This window comes from Rhizobium sp. AAP43 (assembly GCF_001296045.1).
Taxonomy (GTDB): domain Bacteria; phylum Pseudomonadota; class Alphaproteobacteria; order Rhizobiales; family Rhizobiaceae; genus Allorhizobium.
This window is the reverse complement of record NZ_LJHS01000044.1, coordinates 134,018-155,003: the sequence shown is the minus strand read 5'-3', so window position 1 is coordinate 155,003 and position 20,986 is coordinate 134,018. Positions and strand designations below refer to the sequence as shown.

The 20,986-nt window shown below is 61.1% G+C and carries 18 protein-coding genes and 1 pseudogene; 14 read left to right on the top strand and 5 right to left on the bottom strand.

All coding sequences use genetic code 11. From position 1 onward, the window contains the following. The 11 genes and pseudogenes from IP76_RS23380 to IP76_RS19415 all read left to right on the top strand — a co-directional run. Positions 1–362, top strand: a pseudogene (locus IP76_RS23380) (hypothetical protein); the annotation flags it as partial. A gap of 130 nt (positions 363–492) precedes the next feature. Next, the gene (locus tag IP76_RS19460; RefSeq protein WP_054159891.1) at positions 493–1,731 is read left to right on the top strand and encodes an MFS transporter; all 1,239 of its coding nucleotides are present in this window, start codon (positions 493–495) and stop codon (positions 1,729–1,731) included. Between the two features lie 111 nt (positions 1,732–1,842). Further along, positions 1,843–3,249: a multicopper oxidase family protein gene (locus tag IP76_RS19455; protein ID WP_156318649.1), complete on the top strand. Its 1,407-nt coding sequence runs from the start codon at positions 1,843–1,845 to the stop codon at positions 3,247–3,249. A gap of 1 nt (position 3,250) precedes the next feature. Further along, positions 3,251–4,138, top strand: a complete 888-nt coding sequence (locus tag IP76_RS19450) for an MBL fold metallo-hydrolase (protein WP_054159889.1) — start codon at positions 3,251–3,253, stop codon at positions 4,136–4,138. Positions 4,139–4,255: 117 nt separating this feature from the next. Next, positions 4,256–5,401 (top strand): ribonuclease D, encoded by a 1,146-nt coding sequence (gene rnd, locus IP76_RS19445; RefSeq protein WP_054159888.1) that lies wholly within the window; start codon positions 4,256–4,258, stop codon positions 5,399–5,401. 3 nt (positions 5,402–5,404) lie between these two features. Then, on the top strand, positions 5,405–5,887 hold the full coding sequence (locus tag IP76_RS19440; protein ID WP_054159887.1) for a GNAT family N-acetyltransferase: 483 nt from the start codon (positions 5,405–5,407) through the stop codon (positions 5,885–5,887). 9 nt (positions 5,888–5,896) lie between these two features. After that, positions 5,897–6,874, top strand: coding sequence for a small ribosomal subunit Rsm22 family protein (locus IP76_RS19435; protein ID WP_054159886.1), 978 nt, complete (start codon positions 5,897–5,899; stop codon positions 6,872–6,874). Next, positions 6,871–7,884 (top strand): DUF2891 domain-containing protein, encoded by a 1,014-nt coding sequence (locus IP76_RS19430; protein WP_054159885.1) that lies wholly within the window; start codon positions 6,871–6,873, stop codon positions 7,882–7,884. Before IP76_RS19435 ends, IP76_RS19430 begins: the two co-directional genes overlap by 4 nt. Then, positions 7,881–9,572 (top strand): aconitase X, encoded by a 1,692-nt coding sequence (locus IP76_RS19425; protein ID WP_054159884.1) that lies wholly within the window; start codon positions 7,881–7,883, stop codon positions 9,570–9,572. Before IP76_RS19430 ends, IP76_RS19425 begins: the two co-directional genes overlap by 4 nt. Before the next feature lie 97 nt (positions 9,573–9,669). After that, a complete protein-coding gene (locus IP76_RS19420) occupies positions 9,670–11,028 on the top strand; it encodes an esterase-like activity of phytase family protein (protein WP_054159883.1) in 1,359 nt (452 codons plus the stop codon). A gap of 149 nt (positions 11,029–11,177) precedes the next feature. Continuing rightward, positions 11,178–11,678 carry a hypothetical protein gene (locus IP76_RS19415; RefSeq protein WP_054159882.1) on the top strand — a complete coding sequence of 167 codons (501 nt, stop codon included), beginning with the start codon at positions 11,178–11,180 and terminating at the stop codon, positions 11,676–11,678. Between the two features lie 31 nt (positions 11,679–11,709). Here the strand turns inward: IP76_RS19415 and ppx are convergent, their stop codons facing one another. The 4 genes from ppx to IP76_RS19395 all read right to left on the bottom strand — a co-directional run bounded on the left by ppx (position 11,710) and on the right by IP76_RS19395 (position 17,357). Then, on the bottom strand, positions 11,710–13,230 hold the full coding sequence (gene ppx / locus IP76_RS19410) for an exopolyphosphatase (protein ID WP_054159881.1): 1,521 nt from the start codon (positions 13,228–13,230) through the stop codon (positions 11,710–11,712). Positions 13,231–13,242: 12 nt separating this feature from the next. Next, positions 13,243–15,396, bottom strand: a complete 2,154-nt coding sequence (locus IP76_RS19405) for an RNA degradosome polyphosphate kinase (protein ID WP_245281514.1) — start codon at positions 15,394–15,396, stop codon at positions 13,243–13,245. A gap of 101 nt (positions 15,397–15,497) precedes the next feature. Further along, positions 15,498–16,211 (bottom strand): DnaA regulatory inactivator HdaA, encoded by a 714-nt coding sequence (gene hdaA / locus IP76_RS19400; RefSeq protein WP_054159879.1) that lies wholly within the window; start codon positions 16,209–16,211, stop codon positions 15,498–15,500. Beyond that, entirely contained in the window at positions 16,212–17,357 is a 1,146-nt protein-coding gene (locus tag IP76_RS19395; RefSeq protein WP_054159878.1) for an AI-2E family transporter, read from the bottom strand. A 237-nt stretch (positions 17,358–17,594) separates the two neighbouring features. On the opposite strand from IP76_RS19395, the gene purM reads away from it, so the two are divergent. The 3 genes from purM to IP76_RS19380 all read left to right on the top strand — a co-directional run bounded on the left by purM (position 17,595) and on the right by IP76_RS19380 (position 20,390). After that, the gene (gene purM / locus IP76_RS19390) at positions 17,595–18,668 is read left to right on the top strand and encodes a phosphoribosylformylglycinamidine cyclo-ligase (RefSeq protein ID WP_054159877.1); all 1,074 of its coding nucleotides are present in this window, start codon (positions 17,595–17,597) and stop codon (positions 18,666–18,668) included. After that, on the top strand, positions 18,665–19,321 hold the full coding sequence (purN, locus tag IP76_RS19385; protein WP_054159876.1) for a phosphoribosylglycinamide formyltransferase: 657 nt from the start codon (positions 18,665–18,667) through the stop codon (positions 19,319–19,321). Before purM ends, purN begins: the two co-directional genes overlap by 4 nt. Before the next feature lie 106 nt (positions 19,322–19,427). Then, positions 19,428–20,390: an omptin family outer membrane protease gene (locus IP76_RS19380; protein ID WP_054159875.1), complete on the top strand. Its 963-nt coding sequence runs from the start codon at positions 19,428–19,430 to the stop codon at positions 20,388–20,390. Positions 20,391–20,392: 2 nt separating this feature from the next. Here the strand turns inward: IP76_RS19380 and IP76_RS19375 are convergent, their stop codons facing one another. After that, positions 20,393–20,983 carry an NUDIX domain-containing protein gene (locus tag IP76_RS19375; RefSeq protein WP_054159874.1) on the bottom strand — a complete coding sequence of 197 codons (591 nt, stop codon included), beginning with the start codon at positions 20,981–20,983 and terminating at the stop codon, positions 20,393–20,395. Positions 20,984–20,986 lie beyond the last annotated feature (3 nt).

Here is a 20,986-nt window from a genome sequence, read left to right as displayed (position 1 = left end):
ATTCGCCCGCCGGCCTGCGGCTCGGCGGTGGCTGGGGCCTCGTGCTCGGCAGCCTCGCAACGCTCGTCACCGCCTTTGCGCTCGGCGGCGGTCAGATCGATGGTCCCGGCCATTGGGTGGGCGGCATCAAGACGGATCTCGGCGGCCTGCCGCTGTTCGGCTGGTCACGCACGGGGGGTGATCTGCGCGTGCCGCATTTCTTTGCCACCCACATCATGCAGGCATTGCCGATCCTCGGTCTGGTCTTGGATCGGGTCGCGCCCCGCTTCGCGAGACCCGGCATTGCACTCGGCGCCGTTTTTTCCATTGCGGTGGTCGTCGCCACCTTCGCGCAAGCGGTACAGGGGCGACCGTTCCTCTAACGACGAATTCGGTGCGCGTGGCGGCCGGCGTCAATTTTGGCCTGTCGCCTGCGCGCAATCGGGACTAGAAGTCGGTGTCCGCGACGCCACCGACTCACACGCACGCCTCCGCCGCGGCCAGCAGGCCCCCATGCATGATATCCGTCCCCTCATTCCGCTGCTCGTCACCGCCGGCATTCTGATTGGCGGCAACGGCCTTCAGGGCACGTTCGTCTCCCTGCGCGGCATCGAGGAGGGTTTCAGCACCTCCGTCATCGGCATGGTCGGGACCGGTTATTTCCTCGGCTTCGTCATCGGCTGCGTTTATGTCACCAAGATCATGCGGGCGATCGGCCATATCCGCACCTTCTCGGCCCTGGCGGCGATCGCCTCGGCCGCGTCGATCATGATGCTTTTGGTGATCGACCCGATTTCCTGGTTCGTCATGCGCCTCGCCCAAGGCATCTGTTTTGCCGGTCTCTTTGCGGTGGTCGAAAGCTGGCTGAATGCGCGCGTCGACAATTCGACGCGGGCGCGCACGCTCTCCGTCTACCGTTTCGTCGACCTTGGGTCAGTGACGGCCGCGCAGTACATGATCCCCCTTTTCGGGGTCAGCGGCTTCGATCTCTTCGCCATCATCGCCATGGCCCTATCGCTGTCGCTCGTGCCGATTTCCTTTGCCGACAAGTCGAGCCCGGCGCCACCCAAGGATGTGAAATTCGACATCCGGGTTCTCTGGTCCGTATCACCGCTCGCCACAGTTGGCTGCATCGTCATCGGACTGACCAATTCGAGCTTCCGCTCGCTCGGGCCGATCTATGCGGATGGCATCGGCATGTCGGTGACCTCGATCGCCACCTTCATGAGCATCGGCATCTTTGCCGGCATCGTACTGCAATATCCGCTCGGGCATTATTCGGACAAACTCGACCGGCGCGTGATCATCCTTTTCGCCACGCTTGGCGCGCTTCTCGCCTCTGTCTTCCTCGCCTTTTTCGCCGGCAATGGGGAGATTGCCAATTTCATCGGCATCTTCGCCTTCGGCGCCTTTGCGCTGCCGCTTTATTCGCTGTGCTCGGCCCATGCCAATGATCATGCCGCCCCTGGCCAGCATGCGCTGGTCTCGGCCGGCACCTTGTTTTTCTGGTCGGTCGGTGCAGTGGTCGGCCCCTTGATCGCATCCTTCCTGATGGATGCGTTTGGGCCGCACGCTCTCTTTGCCTATGTCATCGTCGTCCTGGCCTTCTTCGCCGCCTATACCATCGCCCGCATCACAATCCGGGATGCCGTGCCCACCGAGAAGCGACGGATGCGTTTCCGCAGTCTGCTGCGAACCTCCACCTATTTCAGCAGGCTTGCGACACCGCCCTCGGAAAAGGATGGCGGCTGATCTCAGGCATTCACGGCCTTTGCCATGGCTGCGACAGCATGACGCCAAACCTCTATTGTCGATGCGCCGCGTCAACTTTAAAAGCAGGCGATCGAAACAGAGGTCATGGCCGTGCCAACCATCTCCCGTCGCACGCTTCTCAAGTCAGCCGCCGTTCTCGGCACCTATGGGGCCGGGCTTGCGGCCATGCCGCGTCTGTCGCAGGCGCTCGCATCGACGCCGATCGGCCTTGAAGCCAGCATCGCCGATACGATGCTCGACGGCAAACAGCCAACCCGAAACGTCATGCGCTATGCCCTTTCCGGCGAGGCCACAGCCGATCCCTCCCCGCCGATCCTCAGGGTCAAACGTGGCGAAACCTTCCGGGCCAAGCTGATCAACCGGCTTGACGAGCCAACCACAGTGCATTGGCACGGTATCCGCCTGCCGAATGCGCAGGATGGCGTGCCCTTCGTGTCGCAGCCTTATGTATATCCGGGCGATAGCTATGACTACGCGTTTGCTCCACCGGATGCCGGCACCTTCTGGTACCATCCGCATTGCAACACACTGACCCAGATGGGCCGCGGCCTAACCGGCATGATGGTGGTCGAGGATGATGCCGATCCTGTGTTTGACGCGGAACTTGCGCTCAACCTTCGCGATTTCCGGCTCGGCAGCGATGGACAATTCATCGCGCCGTTCAAGCCGCGCGATGCCGCAAAGACCGGGACCTTCGGGACACTGCGCACAGCGAACTGGACACCAGAACCGGTCTATGACGTTCCGGCCGGCGGGCTCGTCAGGCTGCGCATTCTCGCGTCCGATGTCACGCGCATCTACAATTTGCGGCTTTCCGGCGCCGATGCGGAGATCATCGCCATTGACGGGCATCCGGTGCCCAGCCGCATGCCACTCGACATGACGGTGGTGGCACCCGGCCAGCGACTCGATCTGGCGCTTCGGATCGCAGATCAGGAGGGCGCCGTGATGGCTCTCGAGGATGTGCGTCCCTCGACGCCCAAGACGGTCGCAAGACTGCGCGCTGTCGGCTCGTCACTCAAGAGAGATTTGAGAGACTTGGGGCCGCTGGCTGAAAATGCAGGCGTCGATATCGATGTGAAAACCGCAACCCAAATCCCGCTTCTGCTCAGCGCGACGGCCGAAAACACCGCACGGGATTCCATCTGCGGTTCGATCGGCTTTTCCTTCTGGGCGATCAACAAGGTGCCTTATCCGGGCGATACGCCAGATCCGACCGCCCCGATCGCCGAGTTGAAGCTGGGCCAGAGCTACATCCTCAATGTCGAAAATGTCACGCCGCATGCCCATCCGATCCATCTGCACGGTATGAACTTCAAGGCGATCGCCTCCAACAAACGGGAAGTACCGCCGCTCGTCTCCGACACTTTCCTTGTGCTGCCGGATGAAAAGGTCCAGCTTGCGCTGGTGGCCGACAACCCGGGCGACTGGGTGTTTCACTGCCACATCATCGAACACCAGAAGACCGGCATGACCGGCTATTTCAGGGTCACATAATATGAGCCTTGCCGAAACCATGCGCATCCATGAGCCCTATCCCGGCATTTTCGCCTATTATGACGGGCGGATTGCCGGCAAGCGCCTGCATTCGGACGCACCGAACTGGCTTGACGACGGCGCCTATGGGCTCGGTGTCGCGAGTTATGCCATCGTCTCCGGTGCCGAAGCGCTGGTTTATGATACCCATATCTCGCTGGACCACGCCCAGGCCATCCGCGATCATCTGGCAAGCCTTGGGGTGACCGCGATCCGCGTCGTGCTCAGCCACTGGCACACCGATCACGTCGCCGGCAATGCAGGCTTTGCCGATTGCCCGATCCTGTCGAACAAGCTGACCTTCGAAACGCTCCAACGGAAGCGCACCGTGCTCGAAGCCAAGGATCCGCCGATCCGGCCAGTCATCATGCCGACGGAGACATTCGAGGGAGAGACGATGCTGACGGTGGGCGCCATCAATGTTCACCTTCTGCAATTCGATATCCATAGCGCTGACGGCACCGTGCTCCTGCTGCCGCATCTCGGCCTGCTCCTGGCCGGCGATACGCTGGAAGACACCGTCACCTATATTTCCGAGCCCGAACATACAGGGCGGCACATCGCGGAACTCGACCGGCTCGCCACACTCAACGTGACGCGCATCCTGCCCAATCATGGCGCTGAAGAGCTGATCGCTGCCGGCGGCTACCCGCCCTCGCTGATCACCGCCACCCGCGACTATCTCAAACGTCTGATTGCACGACTGAACGATCCGGCACTGTCCGACGAGAGCCTCGAAAGCTTCGTGGCGGCAGACATTGCCTCTGGAGCCATCCACTATTTCGCCCCCTATGAAACCGTCCACAGCCAGAACATCGCCGTGCTGCGGGGCGCTGAACCCGACGAATAAGGGGTATTTGGCCCTGGAAAGGCCGGGTTAGCGGCTCGTTTGCTGCGCCATCAACTTGACAAGGCAGATCAGAAGGGAAACTAAGGTTGATCGTAGTTTTTCCATGACCGAGCCGAAATGATCGAAACCACTGCCGCGCTTGAGGAGGCTTGCCGCCTTCTCGCACAATCCGATTTCATCACGATCGACACGGAATTCCTCCGCGAAACGACCTTCTGGCCCGAACTCTGCCTGATCCAGATGGCGAGTCCGGAGCATGAATTCATCGTCGACCCTATGGCCAAGGGCATCGAGCTCACCTCGTTCTTCGAGCTGATGGCCAATCCGGCGGTTGTCAAGGTGTTCCATGCCGCCCGCCAGGATATCGAAATCATCTTCCACCTCGGCAATCTGATCCCGCATCCGATCTTCGACACGCAGGTCGCCGCGATGGTTTGCGGTTTCGGGGACTCTGTCTCCTACGACCAGCTCGTGCAGAAGGTGAAGAACGTCCATATCGACAAGACATCGCGCTTTACCGACTGGAGCCGTCGTCCGCTGTCTGAAAAGCAGCTTGATTACGCGCTGGCAGACGTCACCCATCTGCGCGACGTCTATGCCAAGCTGAAGGCCCAGCTGGAAGCCGAAGGCCGAGCCGAGTGGCTGACCGAGGAAATGGCTGTCCTCGAATCGCGCGACACTTATGACCTGCATCCCGACCAGGCCTGGCAGCGACTGAAGATGCGGTTGCGCAAGCCGACGGAACTTGCCGTCATGCAGTATGTTACCGCCTGGCGCGAACGCGAGGCGCGTTCGCGCAACGTGCCGCGCTCGCGCGTGCTGAAGGACGACGCGATCTATGAGATCGCCCAGCAGCAGCCGAAAGACACGGAAGCGCTTGGCCGCCTGCGCACCGTTCCGAAAGGCTGGGAGCGCTCGTCGTCGGGTGCCGCCATCGTCGAGCAGGTCAATGCCGCTCTCGCCTTGCCAAAGTCGGACATGCCCCATCTCCAACGCCATTCCCATGCCCCAGAAGGCACGCAGTCGGCCGTCGAGCTGCTCAAGGTTCTCCTGCGCCTGACCTCCGAAAAGCACGGTGTCGCGGCCAAGGTGATCGCCAATAGCGAGGATCTTGAAAAGATCGCGGCCGAAGGCGAAGCAGCCGAAGTGGCAGCCCTCCAGGGCTGGCGCAAGGAGTTGTTCGGTGATCTGGCGCTGAAGCTGATTTCCGGCGGCGTCGGCCTTCGCTTCGTCGACAAGCGCGTCGAAGCCGTGGAGTTCTGATCCGTGCCGGCGCTCACCCTGCGCCGCGCGACGGAGGCGGATGTTCCGTTCATCATGGAGACGGAGCGGCTGCCGGGCTATGAGCGCACGGTTGGACGCTTCGAAGCCCATGAGCACGAACAGCACCTCGCTGATCCCGATTGGCTCTATCTGGTCGCAGACGGAAGCGGTTTGGCCATCATGCACGGCTTGAACAATCGTGACGGCAATCTCTGCATGCGCCGGTTCATGGTCAGCCGGCAGTTTTGCGGCATCGGAACCGTGCTCCTTCCGGCTGTGGTCCGTACGGTCTTCGAAGAGACCCAAACTCACCGGCTGTGGCTGCACTATGTTCGCGAGAATGAGATTGCCGCACGCCTCTATGCCCGACACGGCTTTCAGATCGAGGGCGTCGATCGAGAGGCAGGTGTGCGGCCCGATGGCTCTCGATTCGACCTGATCAACGCATCGCTCCTCCGCCCGGAATGGGCCGCAAGAAATCTCTGAGGCTATCCAATGGAACTGCCCGCCGCCCTCCGCGCCGCCGTCGATCAGGAGCTTTCGGGGGCGCCGCTGGAGACGCTTGCCAAGGCGAGTGCGCTGCTCTCCGACCGCTATCGCCGGGAAGTGCGCGACGGTCGTTTTCATATCGATGATGCGCTGGCTGCCAAGGCCTATCTCGCGACACGCATGCCGGCGACCTATGCGGCCGTGCGCGCCGCCCTAGCGATGGTCGAGGAGATCTGTCCGGACTTTCAGCCGGAAAGCCAGATCGATCTCGGTTCCGGTCCCGGTACCGCCCTTTGGGCAGCCGCTGACGCCTTTGACAGCCTGAAGACGGCCGAGATGGTCGAGGCGAGCGGCGCCATTCGCAGCGTCGGGGAAAAACTGTCCAAGGCAAGCCCGGTCAAAAGCCGCTGGCAGAGCGGCGACGTCACACTCAAGCTTCCAACGTTGGCAAAGGCCGATCTGGTGACGCTCGCCTATGTGCTGGACGAATTGCCGCCGGCAACGATTGCCGCCGTCACGGACAAGCTCTGGGCGCTGACCAGTGGGATGCTGGTGATCGTCGAGCCTGGGACACCGGCCGGCTGGCAACGTATTCTTGCCGTCCGCGACAGGCTTCGGGGGCTCGGCGCGCATCTCGCGGCCCCTTGCACGCATGGGCAGGACTGTCCGATCGCAGCACCCGACTGGTGCCACTTCTCAAGGCGTGTGGCCCGCTCGCGTGTGCATCGCCTGGCCAAGGGTGCCGAAGTGCCATGGGAGGATGAAAAATACATCTTCATCGCGGCGTCGCGTGAACCGGTCGCACATTCGGGCTCCCGGATTCTCGTCCCGCCGCGTGTCAATGGGGGTGTGGGGCGGGCCAAGCTCTGTCGTCCCGGTGGAACGGTAGACGAAATCACGCTCAGCAAGCGCGACGGGGAAGCCTTCAAGCAATTGCGCCGGGCAGACTGGGGCGATCTTCTCGATGGGGGAGAGACGCCGTGACAGCAACGCTCACGCCAGACATCGCCTCGCGGTTTGCCCGGATCGCCCTTAGCCATGTCAGGCGTGAGTATCCCAACCATATCCTGCATGGACTTGACGGTCCTGAGGACGCGCAAACACCGTCGCAGCTGCATCCGATCTTTTACGGCAGTTTTGACTGGCATTCCTGCGTGCATGGCTACTGGATGCTGGCGCGGCTGATCCGTCTCTTCCCATCGCTGCCGGAAGCCGAAGCGGTGCGTCACCTTTTCAATCGAATGCTGGTCGCGGACAAGGTGGCGGGGGAATGCGCCTATTTCGACCGGCCGATGGCCCGCGGCTATGAACGCCCCTATGGCTGGGCTTGGCTGCTGAAGCTCGCGGCTGAACTTGACGGACACGAAACGGCAGACTGGAGCGCGGCACTCGCGCCCCTGACCAAACGGATCGTCGCGCACTTCTGCGATTTCCTGCCGCTTGCCACCTATCCTGTCCGCACGGGCACGCATTACAACACGGCCTTCGCCCTGCGTCTGGCCGCGGATTATGCGAGTGCCACCGGTGATGCTGATCTCTTCGAACTCCTGTTGCAGACGGCGCTTCGCTGGTATGGCGCGGACACACACTGTCCGGCATGGGGGGAGCCCTCAGGCGACGACTTCCTGTCGCCGGCCCTGATCGAAGCGGAATGCATGCGACGCCTGATGCCGCCCAAGGCCTTTACCGCGTGGTTCGATGCCTTCCTGCCAGATATTTCCCGGCATGAACCGCGCACATTGTTTCACCCCGCCCGCGTGTCAGACCGTTCCGACGGCAAGATCGCCCATCTCGACGGGCTGAACCTCAGCCGTGCCTGGTGCTGGAAGGCGCTGGCCGCTACCCTGCCGGACAGCGACAGCAGGCGAAGCCCCATGCTCGACGCCTCGGAGCACCATCTGGCGATCGGGCTTGATCACGTCTCGGGCGATTACATGGGCGAACACTGGCTTGCGAGCTTTGCGGTTCTGGCACTGACGGAGAAAAACGGATGAACGGACCAGTCGTCGACATATCCGGCTATGAGCTGGTTCCGGGTACTGCCGAGGGACCGCTTCTCTACAGCGATGTGCCCTTGAGCTTCTGGGGTGGCGTCGAGCCGATCACCGGCGAAGTGATCGACCGGCATCATCCCTTGAGCGGGCGAAGATTGGCCGGACAGGTGCTGGCCATTCCCAGCAGCCGTGGCTCCTGTTCCGGCAGCGGCGTGATCCTCGAACTCATTCTCAACGGACAGGGCCCGGCCGCCATCCTGCTGGAGCGCCCCGAAGCCATCATCACGCTTGGCGTAATTGTTGCGGAAGAGGTGTTTGGGCAGTCGATCCCGGTTCACTGTCTGGGCACAGAGGCGTTTCGTTCTCTGGCCGGCACGACGCATGTCCGGGTTCCTGGAACCACCGCCGCCCTGCCCGCCTCCACGACAAGCCAGATCACGCTGACGGACGGAGATCGCGCCATGCTTGATGGCAGGCATGGCGATGCGGCGCAGGTCGCGATGCGGATCGTGCTGCGGATGGCGGCGATTGAGGGCGCGAGCGAGCTTATCGACATCAGTCAGGCCCATATCGACGGCTGCATCTACACCGGACCCGGCGGGCTCGCCTTTGCCGAACGGCTGCGCGACCTCGGTGGCAAGGTCGCAGTCCCGACCACGCTCAATGCGATCTCCGTCGACCAAAGGCGCTGGCGGACGCAAGGGATCGAAACGGGTTTCGGCGAAGCGGCCAGCCGGTTGGCGGATGCCTATGTCGACATGGGTGCGGCCCCGAGCTTCACCTGCGCGCCCTATCTGCTGGAGACCGCTCCGAAGCGCGATGAGCAGATCGTCTGGGCCGAATCGAATGCGGTCGTCTATGCCAACAGCGTGCTTGCCGCGCGCACGATGAAATATCCCGACTATCTGGATATCTGCATCGCGCTCACCGGGCGTGCGCCGAAGGCCGGCTGCCATCTGGACCGAGAGCGGCAACCCAAGCTCCGCATCACCCTGCCCCAGCTTCCGGCGGTCGATGATAGCTTTTATCCACTTCTTGGCTATCTCACCGGCCTGCTTGCTGCCGACGACATCCCGATCATCGACGGTATCGGCCATCTGGCACCCGACAGCGACGACTTGAAGGCCTATGGAGCCGCCTTCGCGACGACCTCAGGCGCGCCGATGTTTCACATCGCGGGCGTCACGCCTGAGGCAAAGGATGCGCAAGATTTTCGGTCGCTTGCGCTTCGGGAGGTTGTCGTCACCCATGCCGAGCTCCGGCAGGCCTGGGGTGAGTTGAACGGCGCGGAAGTCGGCTCGGTGGATCTGATCTCCCTCGGCAATCCGCATTTTTCGGTAACGGAAATCGCAAGCCTGGCTGCGCTTTGCATCGGTAGAACGAAACATCCGGATGTGGCGATCATCGTGACCTGCGGCCGCTGGACGCTCGAAGAAGCGACCAGGGCCGGTCATGTGGAAGAGCTCGAAGGTTTCGGCGTGCAATTCGTCACCGATACCTGCTGGTGCATGATCGTCGAGCCACTGATCCCGCGCCATGTGAAGACGATCATGACCAATTCCGGCAAATACGCCCATTACGGCCCGGGGCTGACCGGCCGCGGTCTGCGCTTCGGCAGTCTCTCGGCCTGCGTCGAGGCGGCCGCCTCTGGACAGGACACGGGGGCTATACCGGCCTGGATCAACTGACCGGTTGATCGTTACCGAAACGTCACCGAATGAAAATCTGGCCGTCATGAAGCAGGCTTAAAGGCCAGCGGGTTCCTCCTTCATCCAAGGTGCCCCGATGAAAAAATTGCTTCTGACTTCCGTATCCCTTTTCCTTCTCGCATCCACATCTGCCATGGCCGAGGACAAGGCCTTTTCCGCCAAGCTCGTTTCGCACGCCATTTTGCCGGCCAACACGATCATCGCGGCACCGGCCGATGCACCCCAGCACCTGAAGACCTCTGGCAAGTTCACCACGCCGGACCGCAAGCGCGCGGAGGCGCTCGGCACCGTTCCCGGCAAGGACGGCGTTCGCGAGACCGGCCTGAAAATGCCGTTCGACGGCCAGGCGATGCAGGGCTTTTCCGGCATCAAGACCATGGCAGACGGCACATTCTGGAGCCTCTCCGACAATGGTTTCGGGTCTAAGGCCACATCCTCCGATTCCATGCTGATGCTGCATCATCTCAAGTTCAATTGGGATGCCGGCAAGGTCGAGCCGATCTCCACGCTCTTCCTGACCGACCCGGACAAGAAAGCTCCCTTTCCGATCGTCATGGAAGGCTCGGACCAGCGATATCTCACCGGCGCCGATTTCGATGTCGAGTCGATCCAACCGGTTGCGGACGGTTTCTGGGTTGGCGAAGAATTCGGCCCCTATCTCCTGAAATTCTCGATGGACGGCAAGCTGACCGACGTCATCGCCACCAAGGTCGGTGAGACCGAGGTCAAGTCGCCTGACAATGCAACGCTTGTTGTGCCTGCCAACCCGACTGCCAAGATGCCGGTTTTCAACCTCAAGCGCTCCGGTGGCTATGAAGGCCTTGCGCTGTCGAAGGATGGCACCAAGCTCTACGGCCTGCTGGAAGGCCCGCTCTATCTCGAAGACGGCTCGGTCGAAAAAGCAGATGGCCTGACGGCCCTGCGCATCGTCGAACTGGATGTCGCGTCCAAGGCCTGGACCGGAAAGAGCTGGCTCTATCCGCTGTCGGAAGGCGGCGAGGCGATCGGCGATTTCAACATGATCGACGAGACGACGGCACTGGTTATCGAACGCGACAATGGAGCTGGTACCGCAGACAAGGCTTGCGCCGATCCGAAGGCCCCGGCCCCCGACTGCTTTGCCGTCCCGGCCAAGCACAAGCGCATCTACAAGATCGAGATGACGCAAGAAAACGCGGGCAAGGCCGTTCGCAAGATCGGCTTCATCGATCTGATGAAGATCGAAGATCCCGACAACAAGAAGCGCCAGGGCGGCGGCGAAGGCTACTACGACATGCCTTTCGTCACGATCGAGAATGTCGATATCATCGATGCCACGCATATCGTCGTCGGCAACGACAACAACCTGCCCTTCTCGGCCGGCCGCGTACTTGATAAGGCGGACGACAATGAGTTCGTTCTGCTCGAAGTGAGCGAGTTCCTCGCGGCTAAGTAAGCGAAGGCCTGAAGCGAAGAGAGCGGGCAGTGCCCGCTCTCCCAACCCAGCAATCCGAAAGATTGCAAGGCACTAGATAGACGCCTAAGGGTTGCTTCCGATCCAGTTCCTCCCTAGCATCCCGCTTCTCGCGATATCGGGATGGTTTGATGAAATGGCTGCTGTTTGTTGGGATGCTTTTCTTGAGCGCGTGTGCGGCACGGGCGGAAGACACTCAGATCCTGGAGATTGCGGACCGCAGCAATCAGTGGGGCGTGCGATGGTCACTCAGGCGTTTTCCTGACTTCGCGGCGTGCCACGACAAAAGCTCTCCGAGGCAGAATGACCTCATCTGGAGAAAGCTGATCTGGACGTCGGATTACTGGACCTGTTTTTACCATCTGATGACACGGCTGGGTTCAGAAGAGAACCTCAGGGCCTGGCTTCTGCAATTTGATTTAAACCTCAGTGTCTTTCCGGCACGATATTCTGCGCCAGATGAGAGAAGGTTATACTTCTTATGCCAACACCGAGAAAACAAATGCCCTCTCAATTGGCGGATCATTAATTTACAATATTTTGGACTGGATCCAATATACGCCATGAGTGTCGACTACACCTATGTAGGCAATAAACTTAGCGACCTGCAGATAGACTACTCCATTAAATAAACGAGGCTATCTCCGAAATGTCCGGTGGGGCCTACTCAAACACAAACGCCAACCGTTTGCCGGTCAGTTTGGAGAGCTGCATCAAGCGTCCGTCCAGGCGTTCGCCAGCGAAATCGTGATAGGCCTTCGGCACGACGAATTCGAGGTCGAGATCGGGATTGTCCGAGCGACGGAAGGTGAGGTTGTGGACCACGCCCGGCATCGAGGCCGAGAACAGATAGACCACACGCAGCATGCCGCCGACGAGCTTGGCGCGGTCGAGCAGGCGCTCGGTGGCAATTGTGGCCAGCGAGCCGGTCTGCCCGTCGTCATGCAGGCCTTCGAAACGGTAGTAGTTTGTCAGCGCGATAAAGGCGCGACCCGGATGGGTGATGCCGACGAAAGACGAGTGGGCAATCACGTTCAGCGCCTGCAGGCCCCGGTAATCGGGATGGGCGCGCCAGCTGATATCGGCAAGCAGGCAGGCGGCCTGACGATAGCGGCTTTCCTCTTCCGTCTCGACGATATCGAAGAAGGGCATCATCCGGCCGGTCCAGTCGGCCAGTTCCCGGGCGTGCTCGGGCGAGCGCGCACGCAAAATTGCCAATTCGTCGGCTGCTTCGACCAGCGGATCGAGGGCCTGCTCTTCCTCGAGCAACAGCGAATAGAGATAGCCTTCGCGCACGCCCTGGGCGGAAAAGCAGACACTCTTCGGCTTCATTGCCTCGATGACTTCGCGAAGGGCGACGGCACCATAGGGGATCAGACTGCGGCGGTTTTTCGAAATCGTCGACCAGGCGGGATCGCGGGCATTGGCGCCGGAAATGATCTCGTCGAGGAAGAAGGCAATCTCGTCGAAAGGCAGTTCATAGCCCTGCATCATGTGCAGCGGATATTTGCGGATTTCCATGTGCAGTTTGGCGATGTTGCGCCAGGTGCCGCCGACCGCATAGAAGGTGCGCCCCTCACCGTTTTTGAGCAGCGTGGCTCCGGCGACAAGCTTCTTTGCCAAAGCACGTGCCTTGGGCAGCGCACCTTCCGCCGTTTCGGAGAGCCGGATGCCGCCCAGCGGCATGGTGATGCCCTGGCCGAAGGACTTGCCCTTGATGTCGATCAGTTCCAGCGAGCCCCCGCCGAGGTCACCGGCAATGCCGTCCGCGTCGTGGAAGCCGCTGATGATACCAAGCGCCGAATAGCGGGCCTCTTCCTCACCGGTCAGGACCAGAACCTCGTGGCCGAGGATCTTCTCTGCGCGGGCGATGAAATCGGGACCGTTGGAGGCCTCGCGTGCGGCAGCGGTGGCCAGCACATACATGCGGGTCGCCTGAGCCTGGTTGGAAAGGGCACGGAAGCGACGCAGGGCCACAAGCGCGCGCTCAACCCCCTCCTCGTCCATGCGGCCGGTGGAGGCGACGCCCTTGCCGAGGCCACACAGGACCTTTTCATTGAAAAGGACGGTCGGCGCCCGCGACAGCCCCTCGTAGATCACCAGACGGATCGAGTTAGAACCGATATCGACAACGGAAACAGGGGCGATGCCGGGTAGGCGCCCCTGGGCTTCAGATCTTGTCATGAGGTACCAGTGTTATCTGTTTCTGCCGGAAATCAGGCCGGCAATAAGTTTCGGTGCGCTGGACTTCAGGGCTTCTCCACGGCCGGATAGGCTGGGATTGGTCATGAAATACTGCTGCGCGTTGAAAGGTTCCTCACCTTGTCGCACTTCCATGCGGCGAGACGTGCCGTCGGCCAATATCTCGTAGCTCTGTTGATTGTCAATCAGGTTCCCGAGCATGATCTGTGAGAGCACCTGTTCATGCACCGTCGGATTGATCAACGGTACCAGCGTCTCGACGCGGCGGTCGAGATTGCGCGGCATCATGTCGGCCGAGCCGATATAGACGAGCGCCTTTTCCGAAGGCAGGCGATGGCCGTTGCCAAAGCAGAAGATGCGGCTGTGCTCAAGGAAGCGACCGACAATGGACTTGACGCGAATATTATCGGACAGGCCCGGAACGCGGGGGCGCAGGCAGCAGATGCCGCGAATGACGAGGTCGATCTCGACCCCTGCCCGGCTTGCTTCATAAAGCGCATCGATGATCTCGGGATCGACCAGCGAATTCATCTTCATCCAGATGCCCGCCGGGCGACCAGCCTTGGCATGCTCGGTCTCCTCACGGATATGCTTGAGGATGCGCGGGCGCAGCGTATAGGGCGACACTGCGAGCTTCATGCCTTCTTCCGGCTCGCCATAGCCTGTGATGAAGTTGAAGACATTCGCCATGTCATGGGCGATCTTCGGGTTGCAGGTGAAGAAGGACAGGTCGGTATAGATCTTCGCGGTGACCGGGTGATAGTTGCCGGTACCGAGATGGCAGTAGGTGCGAAGCTTGCCGTCTTCGCGGCGCACGACCATCGACATCTTGGCATGGGTCTTCAACTCGATGAAGCCGAAGACGACCTGCACCCCGGCGCGTTCAAGGTCGCGGGCCCAACGGATATTCGCCTCTTCGTCGAAGCGCGCCTTCAGTTCGACAAGCGCGGTCACCGACTTGCCGGCTTCCGCCGCATCGATAAGGGCACGGACGATCGGGCTGTCGTTCGAGGTTCTGTAAAGCGTCTGCTTGATCGCCAGCACGTCCGGGTCGCGGGCGGCCTGCAGCAGGAACTGCACGACGACATCAAAGCTCTCATAGGGGTGGTGGACGATCATGTCCTTTTCACGTATCGCGGCCAGGCAATCGCCTGCATGTTCGCGGACCCGCTCGGGGAAACGGGCATTGTACTGCTCGAAGCGCAGGTCGTCGCGCGGCGCCTTGGTGATTTCCGAGATCGTGTTGAGTGCAAGAAGACCCGGCAGCACGGCCACCCGGTTGTCGGCGACGCCGAGTTCATGGACCACGAACTGGCGAAGCGCGAGCGGCATCTCACTGTCCACCTCGATGCGGATCACCGAGCCACGGCGGCGGCGCTTTAGGGCCGTTTCGAAGAAGCGCACCAGATCTTCGGCTTCTTCTTCCACTTCGATATCGCTGTCGCGGATGATGCGGAAGGTGCCAAAGCCCTTCACCTCATAGCCGGGGTAAAGCCGGTTGATGAAGAGGCCGACGGCATCTTCCAGCGTGATGTAGCGGATCGTCGCGCCTTCGTCCGGCAGGCGAATGAAGCGATCGAGGGCCGGCGGCAGACGCAGAAGAGCCGTCATCGGCTCGCCGGTGCGGCTGGAGCAGAGCTGCAGGCCCATGGAGAAGCCGAGGTTCGGAATGAAGGGGAACGGATGAGCAGGATCGATCGAAAGCGGGGTGAGGACCGGGAAGATCGATTCCTCGAATGTCGTCTCGAGCCAGGTCCGGTCAACGTCGGACAGGGCAGCCGGGCGTACGATCAGGATCTCTTCCTGCCCCAGATACTGTTGCAACACGGCCAGCGATGCCTGCTGCTCCATCTGCAGATTGTCGATTTCCTTCAGGATGTCGTCGAGTTGCTCAGCCGGCGTCTTGCCATCGGGGCTCTTGATGACGATCCCCTGGCGCACCTGTCCTTCGAGGCCGGCAACGCGGACCATGAAGAATTCGTCGAGGTTGGCGGCCGAGATCGACAGGAAGCGAACCCGCTCCAGCAGAGGATGGGCGGTGTTCAGCGTTTCCTCAAGGACCCGGCGATTGAACTGCAGCCAGGAGAACTCACGATTGATGAAGCGGGCCGGACTGAGCATCATGTCCTCGGCGGCCAACGCTTCCATGCCTGTTTCGCCGCTGGTGTCGATCGCCGACTGGTCCATGATTCTCCGCCCCTTTTTGTGTTTCCGCCGATTATAACAATTCGACGACAGATCTGTGACACTCACTCCCGGACTTGCGCCGTCTCCAGTGTCTCCAGCACTTCCGCTGCCAGTCCCCGCGTGATCTTCACGCGTCGGGCCAGCGCCAGCTTGTCCATTCGGTCGACCACGGTCTGCGCCGCCGAGAAGGACCGTTCCATTCGCTGTACGATATAGCTGACGATCTTGTCGTCGATGTAAAGCTGCCGGTCGGCAAAAAGCTTCGTGATCAGCTGGCCGAGAAGATCCTCGTCCGGCGTGCCGATCTCGACGACGGTTGCCGCCTTCAACCGGGAGGCCAGGTCTGGCAGCGCCACATTCCATGAGGGCGGGAAGCTGCGCGAGGTGATCAAAAGCGTCGTGCCGTGCTGGCGGACAGCATTGATGACGTGGAAGAGCTCCACCTCGTCGAAGCCGGCGCGGTCGGCATCCTCCAGCAGAACGGGGCCTTCCGCCGCCCGTTCGGAGGCGCCCTCGCCGGGCCGGGCGGTGATGGTCGCTGCTTCCGCCGTCTCTCGATAGATCTGGGCCAGATGCGATTTTCCCGAGCCGGCCGGACCGGTCAGGATCACGACTGGCGATGGCCAGGTTGGCCAGGCATCGACCAGCGACACGGCTGCTGCCAGACGCTCCGACACCAAAAGATCGTCGCGGCCGCTGGCTGCACCATGCTCGAAAACGAGCGGCAGTTGTTCGGCGGCATTGCGCCGCCCGGCGATCTTCTTGGCCTCAGTCATTCACTTCTCGATGGCTTGGGATGGGATCTCACTGACAACGGGCTTCGTCGGCAAGGACAGATCGAGCGTCGTGCCGTAGTAGAGATCGCTGTCAAGATACCGCGATAGGGCAAAGCGCACAAGGACGCCGACAGCGGCTGCGGCCGGGACGGCGACAAGGACGCCGACGAAGCCGAAGAGGGCACCGAAGGCAAAAAGGGCAAACATCAGCCAGACCGGGTGCAGGCCAACGCTCTTGCCGACCAGCTTCGGCTGCAGGATGTTACCCTCCAGAAACTGACCGAGGAAGAAGATGCCGGCAATCACGCCGATCCAGATAAAATCGGGCCAGAACTGAACCAGAGCCACACCGACAGCGAGAAGCAGACCCACAGTCGAGCCGACATAGGGAATGAAGCTGATCATGCCGGTAAAGAAACCGATCAAAAGACCGAAGTTGAGGCCGGCGACCGAGAGCGCGATTGCATAGAAGACGCCAAGGATAAGGCAGAGCGAGCCCTGACCGCGGACAAATCCAGCAATCGTGTTGTCGAGTTCCGTCGCCAGGCGGCGGACCGTTGCCAGCTGGTTGCGAGGAACCCAGCTGTCGACCTTCTCGATCATGCGGTCCCAATCGAGCAGCAGATAGAAGGCGACGACGGGCGTCACGACCAGCAGCGAGGCAATGTCGAGGAGCGCCTTGCCGGAATTCCAGATCTGCGCAATCAGCGTGCCGATGAAGCTGACGCCTTCGCTGATATAACGCGAAAAATTCTGCCGGATCGTTTCCATCTGGCCATCCACCCAGTCGGGCAACCATGCGGCATTCGAGGTCGCGATAAAGGTCTGCAGCTGCGAGACATAACCCGGCACGCGGATGATGAAATCGTTGAGCTGGCTGGCAAGGATCGGGATGATGATCATCAGCGACAAGACGAAGACGATGACGAAGGAGACCAGGATGACGACCGTCGCCATCAAGCGGCTGAGCCCGATCCGCTCCAGCCGGTCGGCGACCGGATCGAGGAAATAGGCGAGCGCCATGCCTGCGATGAAGGGCAGCAGCACCGAGCTGAACATCATCAGGAAGAGTACAAAGATGGCAAGGAAAGTAACCCAGAACAGCGCCTGGCGCCGAAGACCGATTGCACTGATATTGTGAGCCATGTCCGTCTCCGTCTTCCGTTTCGGGCTTTGCCAGATGCGCGGGCGCGACGCATGTCGCGGACTAGGAGATAGGTTACGCGCAAAGCCCAGGTCAAGAACGCGCGACGGTGCAATCGTGCGATGCACAATCAAAGACCGATATTGCCCGGGAAATCGTGGGGTTTGGCGGCTCCGCGCTTGCATATCGAGGCTCTTCATGCAATGGCCAGCCGAACTCTCTCAGGATCGGAGGCAGGCATGAGCCAGGCTGGCAAGAACGGGTTGACCTATAGCGATGCGGGCGTCGACATCGATGCCGGCAACCTGATGGTCGAGAAGATCAAGCCGGCTGTGAAGTCGACCCGTCGTCCCGGTGCGGATGGCGAGATCGGCGGCTTCGGCGGGCTCTTCGACCTCAAGGCTGCGGGCTTCAAGGATCCGATCCTGGTTGCCGCCAATGACGGCGTCGGCACCAAGCTTAAGATTGCCATCGACGCCGATATTCACGACACCGTCGGCATTGACCTTGTTGCCATGTGCGTCAACGATCTCGTGGTCCAGGGTGCCGAGCCGCTGCTCTTCCTCGACTATTTCGCCACTGGCAAGCTTGATCCCGACCAGGGTGCGGCGATTGTTCAGGGCATCGCTGCCGGCTGCCGCGAGGCGGGCTGCGCACTGATCGGCGGTGAAACCGCGGAAATGCCGGGCATGTATTCCAAGGGCGACTACGATCTTGCAGGCTTTGCCGTGGGGGCTGCCGAGCGCGGCGAATTGCTGCCATCAGGTGATATCGCCGAAGGCGATGTGATCCTCGGGCTTTCCTCCTCCGGCGTTCATTCCAACGGCTTTTCTCTGGTGCGCAAGATTGTCGAAATCTCTGGCCTTGCCTGGGATGCCCCTGCCCCATTCTCCGAAGCCCAATCGCTGGGTGCCGCCCTGCTCACCCCGACCCGCATCTATGTGAAGCCGCTCTTGAAGGCGATCAAGGAAACCAGGGCGCTGAAGGCGCTTGCCCACATCACCGGTGGCGGGTTTCCGGAAAACATTCCGCGCGTGCTGCCCAAGCACCTCGCTGCGGAAATCGACCTTGCGTCTTTCCAGGTTCCGGCCGTCTTTTCCTGGCTCGCCAAGACCGGTGGCGTTGCCCAGAGCGAGATGCTGCGCACCTTCAACTGCGGCATCGGCATGATCGTCGTTGTCTCCGCCGAAAAGGTCGAAGAGGTGACGAACGCGCTCGAAGCCGAAGGTGAGGCTGTTGCCCGCCTTGGCCGCATGATTGCCCGCGAAGAGGGTGACCATGGCGTAACCTACAAGGGCACGCTCGCCCTATGACGGCGCGGCGCAAACGCGTCGTCGCCTTTATCTCGGGCGGCGGATCGAACATGCTGGCGCTGGCGAGAGCCTGCGAGGCTGCCGGGTATCCGGCCGAAATCGTCGCCGTTTTCTCCGACAAGCCGGATGCCGGCGGGCTTGCCAAGGCAGCTGGTCTTGGCATTCCGACATTCGTGTTCGAACGCAAGGCCTATGGCTCGAAAGCCGAACATGAGGCTGCGATCCTGGACTCCCTCGCTAGCATTGCCCCCGACCTGATCTGTCTGGCCGGCTATATGCGGCTTCTCTCCGGCGATTTCATCCGCGCCCATGAGGGCAAGATCCTCAACATCCACCCTTCCCTTCTGCCGCTCTTTCCGGGGCTCCACACCCATCAGCGTGCACTGGACGCCGGCATGAAGGTTGCGGGCTGCACCGTGCATTTCGTAACGGAAGGCATGGACGAGGGTCCGGTGATTGCCCAGTCTGTGGTACCGGTGCTGATTGACGACACAGCAGATAGCCTTGCTGGGCGCGTGCTCACCGTCGAGCACAAGACCTATGCGCTGGCGCTGAAGCTGGTCGCTGCAGGGCATGTAACGATGCGTGCCGATGGCAGCGTCGAGCGGCTGGCCTCCGAGACAAACGCCGAAGCGACGCTGATCAGCGGCTGACGGGCCGTCCGACGCCAAAAAAGGTGACTGACGTACACCGCCTGGCAGCGAAGTATTAACCATAAACATGCAACCGTGGCGATTATCGTCAAAAGCGGTTGAGCTCATGTCTTTGGTCAGAAAACGATTCCCCGGCGTCTTGGGCGCTGCCTTGCTGTTCGCCTCGCATTCCTCTTCCTCGGCCTTGGCCCAGGATGCGTTTTACGGCCAAAGCCCAGCGGCCGATTCCACAGTTCGCTTCTTTGCCGGTGTGGGCATGGCCAATATCAAGGCCGGCGAATATGTCTACAACGGCGATTACAAGGTCAGCCAGCTCGACTGGAAGAGCCAGGGCGTCAAGACGGGCACAGTCGGTGCCGAACTCGACCTCGGCTATAGCTGGCGGCTGAAAGGGCGGCTCGATATCGGGATTGGCGGCGATGGTCATATGGTTGACCGCGACTGGCTGAATCCGAGCATTGACGACTGGACGGATCAGTCCATTCACCCCGACACAGGCTTAGACCGCTACATCAACCTGTTGATCGAGGCCGATAGGTCACTCATCGATACCGGCAGCACGCGGCTCGGCCTGGGCGGCGGCCTTGGCTTTACTGATGTGAAATGGACCGCCCGCGGCGGCAGCTACATCTACACCGACGTGACCCTTCACGACGACGTCGGAAACTTTCCCGATGGTGAGAAGGGCATCAGCTACGAGCAGCGCATACCGACGCTTTTCCTTTCAGCCAATGCCGAACAGAGCCTTGGGCGCTTTACTCTGTCCGGCACCATGCGCGGCGGGGCCAGCGTCGGGTTCAAAGGCATTGACGACCACTGGTTGACGGACACGCGCTACACCGATGAGATCCTCTTTGCGCCGATGGTCGGCGCCACGGTCACTGCCGACTACCAATTGCTAGCCAGCACTTCGCTTTACGTCTCAGGCGATTTCCAGAAGATCTTTACGGCGCGTGGGGATACGACAGCCCGCGACACCACGACGGGCGCGACCTCCGAGTACGAGAATGGCGCCAAGGCTGATTTTCAATCAGTCGCGGTCTCCGTCGGCGTCAAAGGCCGCTTCTGACCTCAGCGGGCGGCGCGCAACGCCGCCCATTGCAACAACATGATCGTCTTGGCATCGACGATCAGGCCTGTTTCGATCATAGCCAGCGCGTCAGCAAAGGCGATCTCGACAATCTCGAGGTCTTCCTTTTCCTCCTCCAGTCCGCCGCCTGCGGCGACACGATCGGCATCGGTGACTTCGGCATAGAAGCCGTGGAGCTTTTCGGTGACAGAACCCGGCGACATATAGCTGGCGAAGGCAGATGTCGCCTTGGCGATCTTGTAACCGGTCTCTTCCATCGCCTCGCGGATCACCGCCTGTTCCGGCGTTTCGCCCTCATCAATGAAGCCGGCGGGGACTTCGAGAAGATAGGGATTATCGCCCATGAGATGCACGGGTATGCGCAATTGGCGCACCAGCGTCACCGTGTTGCGCTCCGTGTTGTGCAGAAGGATGCCGGCGGCCTCGCGGCGGTCGAAGACTTCCCAGGAAAGGCGATGCGGCGCCCTGCCCTCGCGGAAGAAGTCGAAGGTGACACCGCGCAGATGGCTCCAGCCCTTGAACAGCGTCTTGTCTTCCAGGATCGCAATCCGGGCCTTGTCAAATATGCTCATGCT

Bases quoted from the DNA above. Each gene is read 5' to 3' on its own strand.
- purN (WP_054159876.1), top strand. From the start codon at position 18,665: ATGACGGCGCGGCGCAAACGCGTCGTCGCCTTTATCTCGGGCGGCGGA.
- IP76_RS19420 (WP_054159883.1), top strand. From the start codon at position 9,670: ATGAAAAAATTGCTTCTGACTTCCGTATCCCTTTTCCTTCTCGCATCC.
- IP76_RS19395 (WP_054159878.1), bottom strand. From the start codon at position 17,357: ATGGCTCACAATATCAGTGCAATCGGTCTTCGGCGCCAGGCGCTGTTC.
- hdaA (WP_054159879.1), bottom strand. From the start codon at position 16,211: ATGACTGAGGCCAAGAAGATCGCCGGGCGGCGCAATGCCGCCGAACAA.
- IP76_RS19380 (WP_054159875.1), top strand. From the start codon at position 19,428: ATGTCTTTGGTCAGAAAACGATTCCCCGGCGTCTTGGGCGCTGCCTTG.
- IP76_RS19415 (WP_054159882.1), top strand. From the start codon at position 11,178: ATGAAATGGCTGCTGTTTGTTGGGATGCTTTTCTTGAGCGCGTGTGCG.
- IP76_RS19405 (WP_245281514.1), bottom strand. From the start codon at position 15,396: ATGGAAGCGTTGGCCGCCGAGGACATGATGCTCAGTCCGGCCCGCTTC.
- IP76_RS19435 (WP_054159886.1), top strand. From the start codon at position 5,897: ATGGAACTGCCCGCCGCCCTCCGCGCCGCCGTCGATCAGGAGCTTTCG.
- purM (WP_054159877.1), top strand. From the start codon at position 17,595: ATGAGCCAGGCTGGCAAGAACGGGTTGACCTATAGCGATGCGGGCGTC.
- IP76_RS19460 (WP_054159891.1), top strand. From the start codon at position 493: ATGCATGATATCCGTCCCCTCATTCCGCTGCTCGTCACCGCCGGCATT.
- ppx (WP_054159881.1), bottom strand. From the start codon at position 13,230: ATGACAAGATCTGAAGCCCAGGGGCGCCTACCCGGCATCGCCCCTGTT.
- IP76_RS19450 (WP_054159889.1), top strand. From the start codon at position 3,251: ATGAGCCTTGCCGAAACCATGCGCATCCATGAGCCCTATCCCGGCATT.
- IP76_RS19425 (WP_054159884.1), top strand. From the start codon at position 7,881: ATGAACGGACCAGTCGTCGACATATCCGGCTATGAGCTGGTTCCGGGT.
- rnd (WP_054159888.1), top strand. From the start codon at position 4,256: ATGATCGAAACCACTGCCGCGCTTGAGGAGGCTTGCCGCCTTCTCGCA.
- IP76_RS19375 (WP_054159874.1), bottom strand. From the start codon at position 20,983: ATGAGCATATTTGACAAGGCCCGGATTGCGATCCTGGAAGACAAGACG.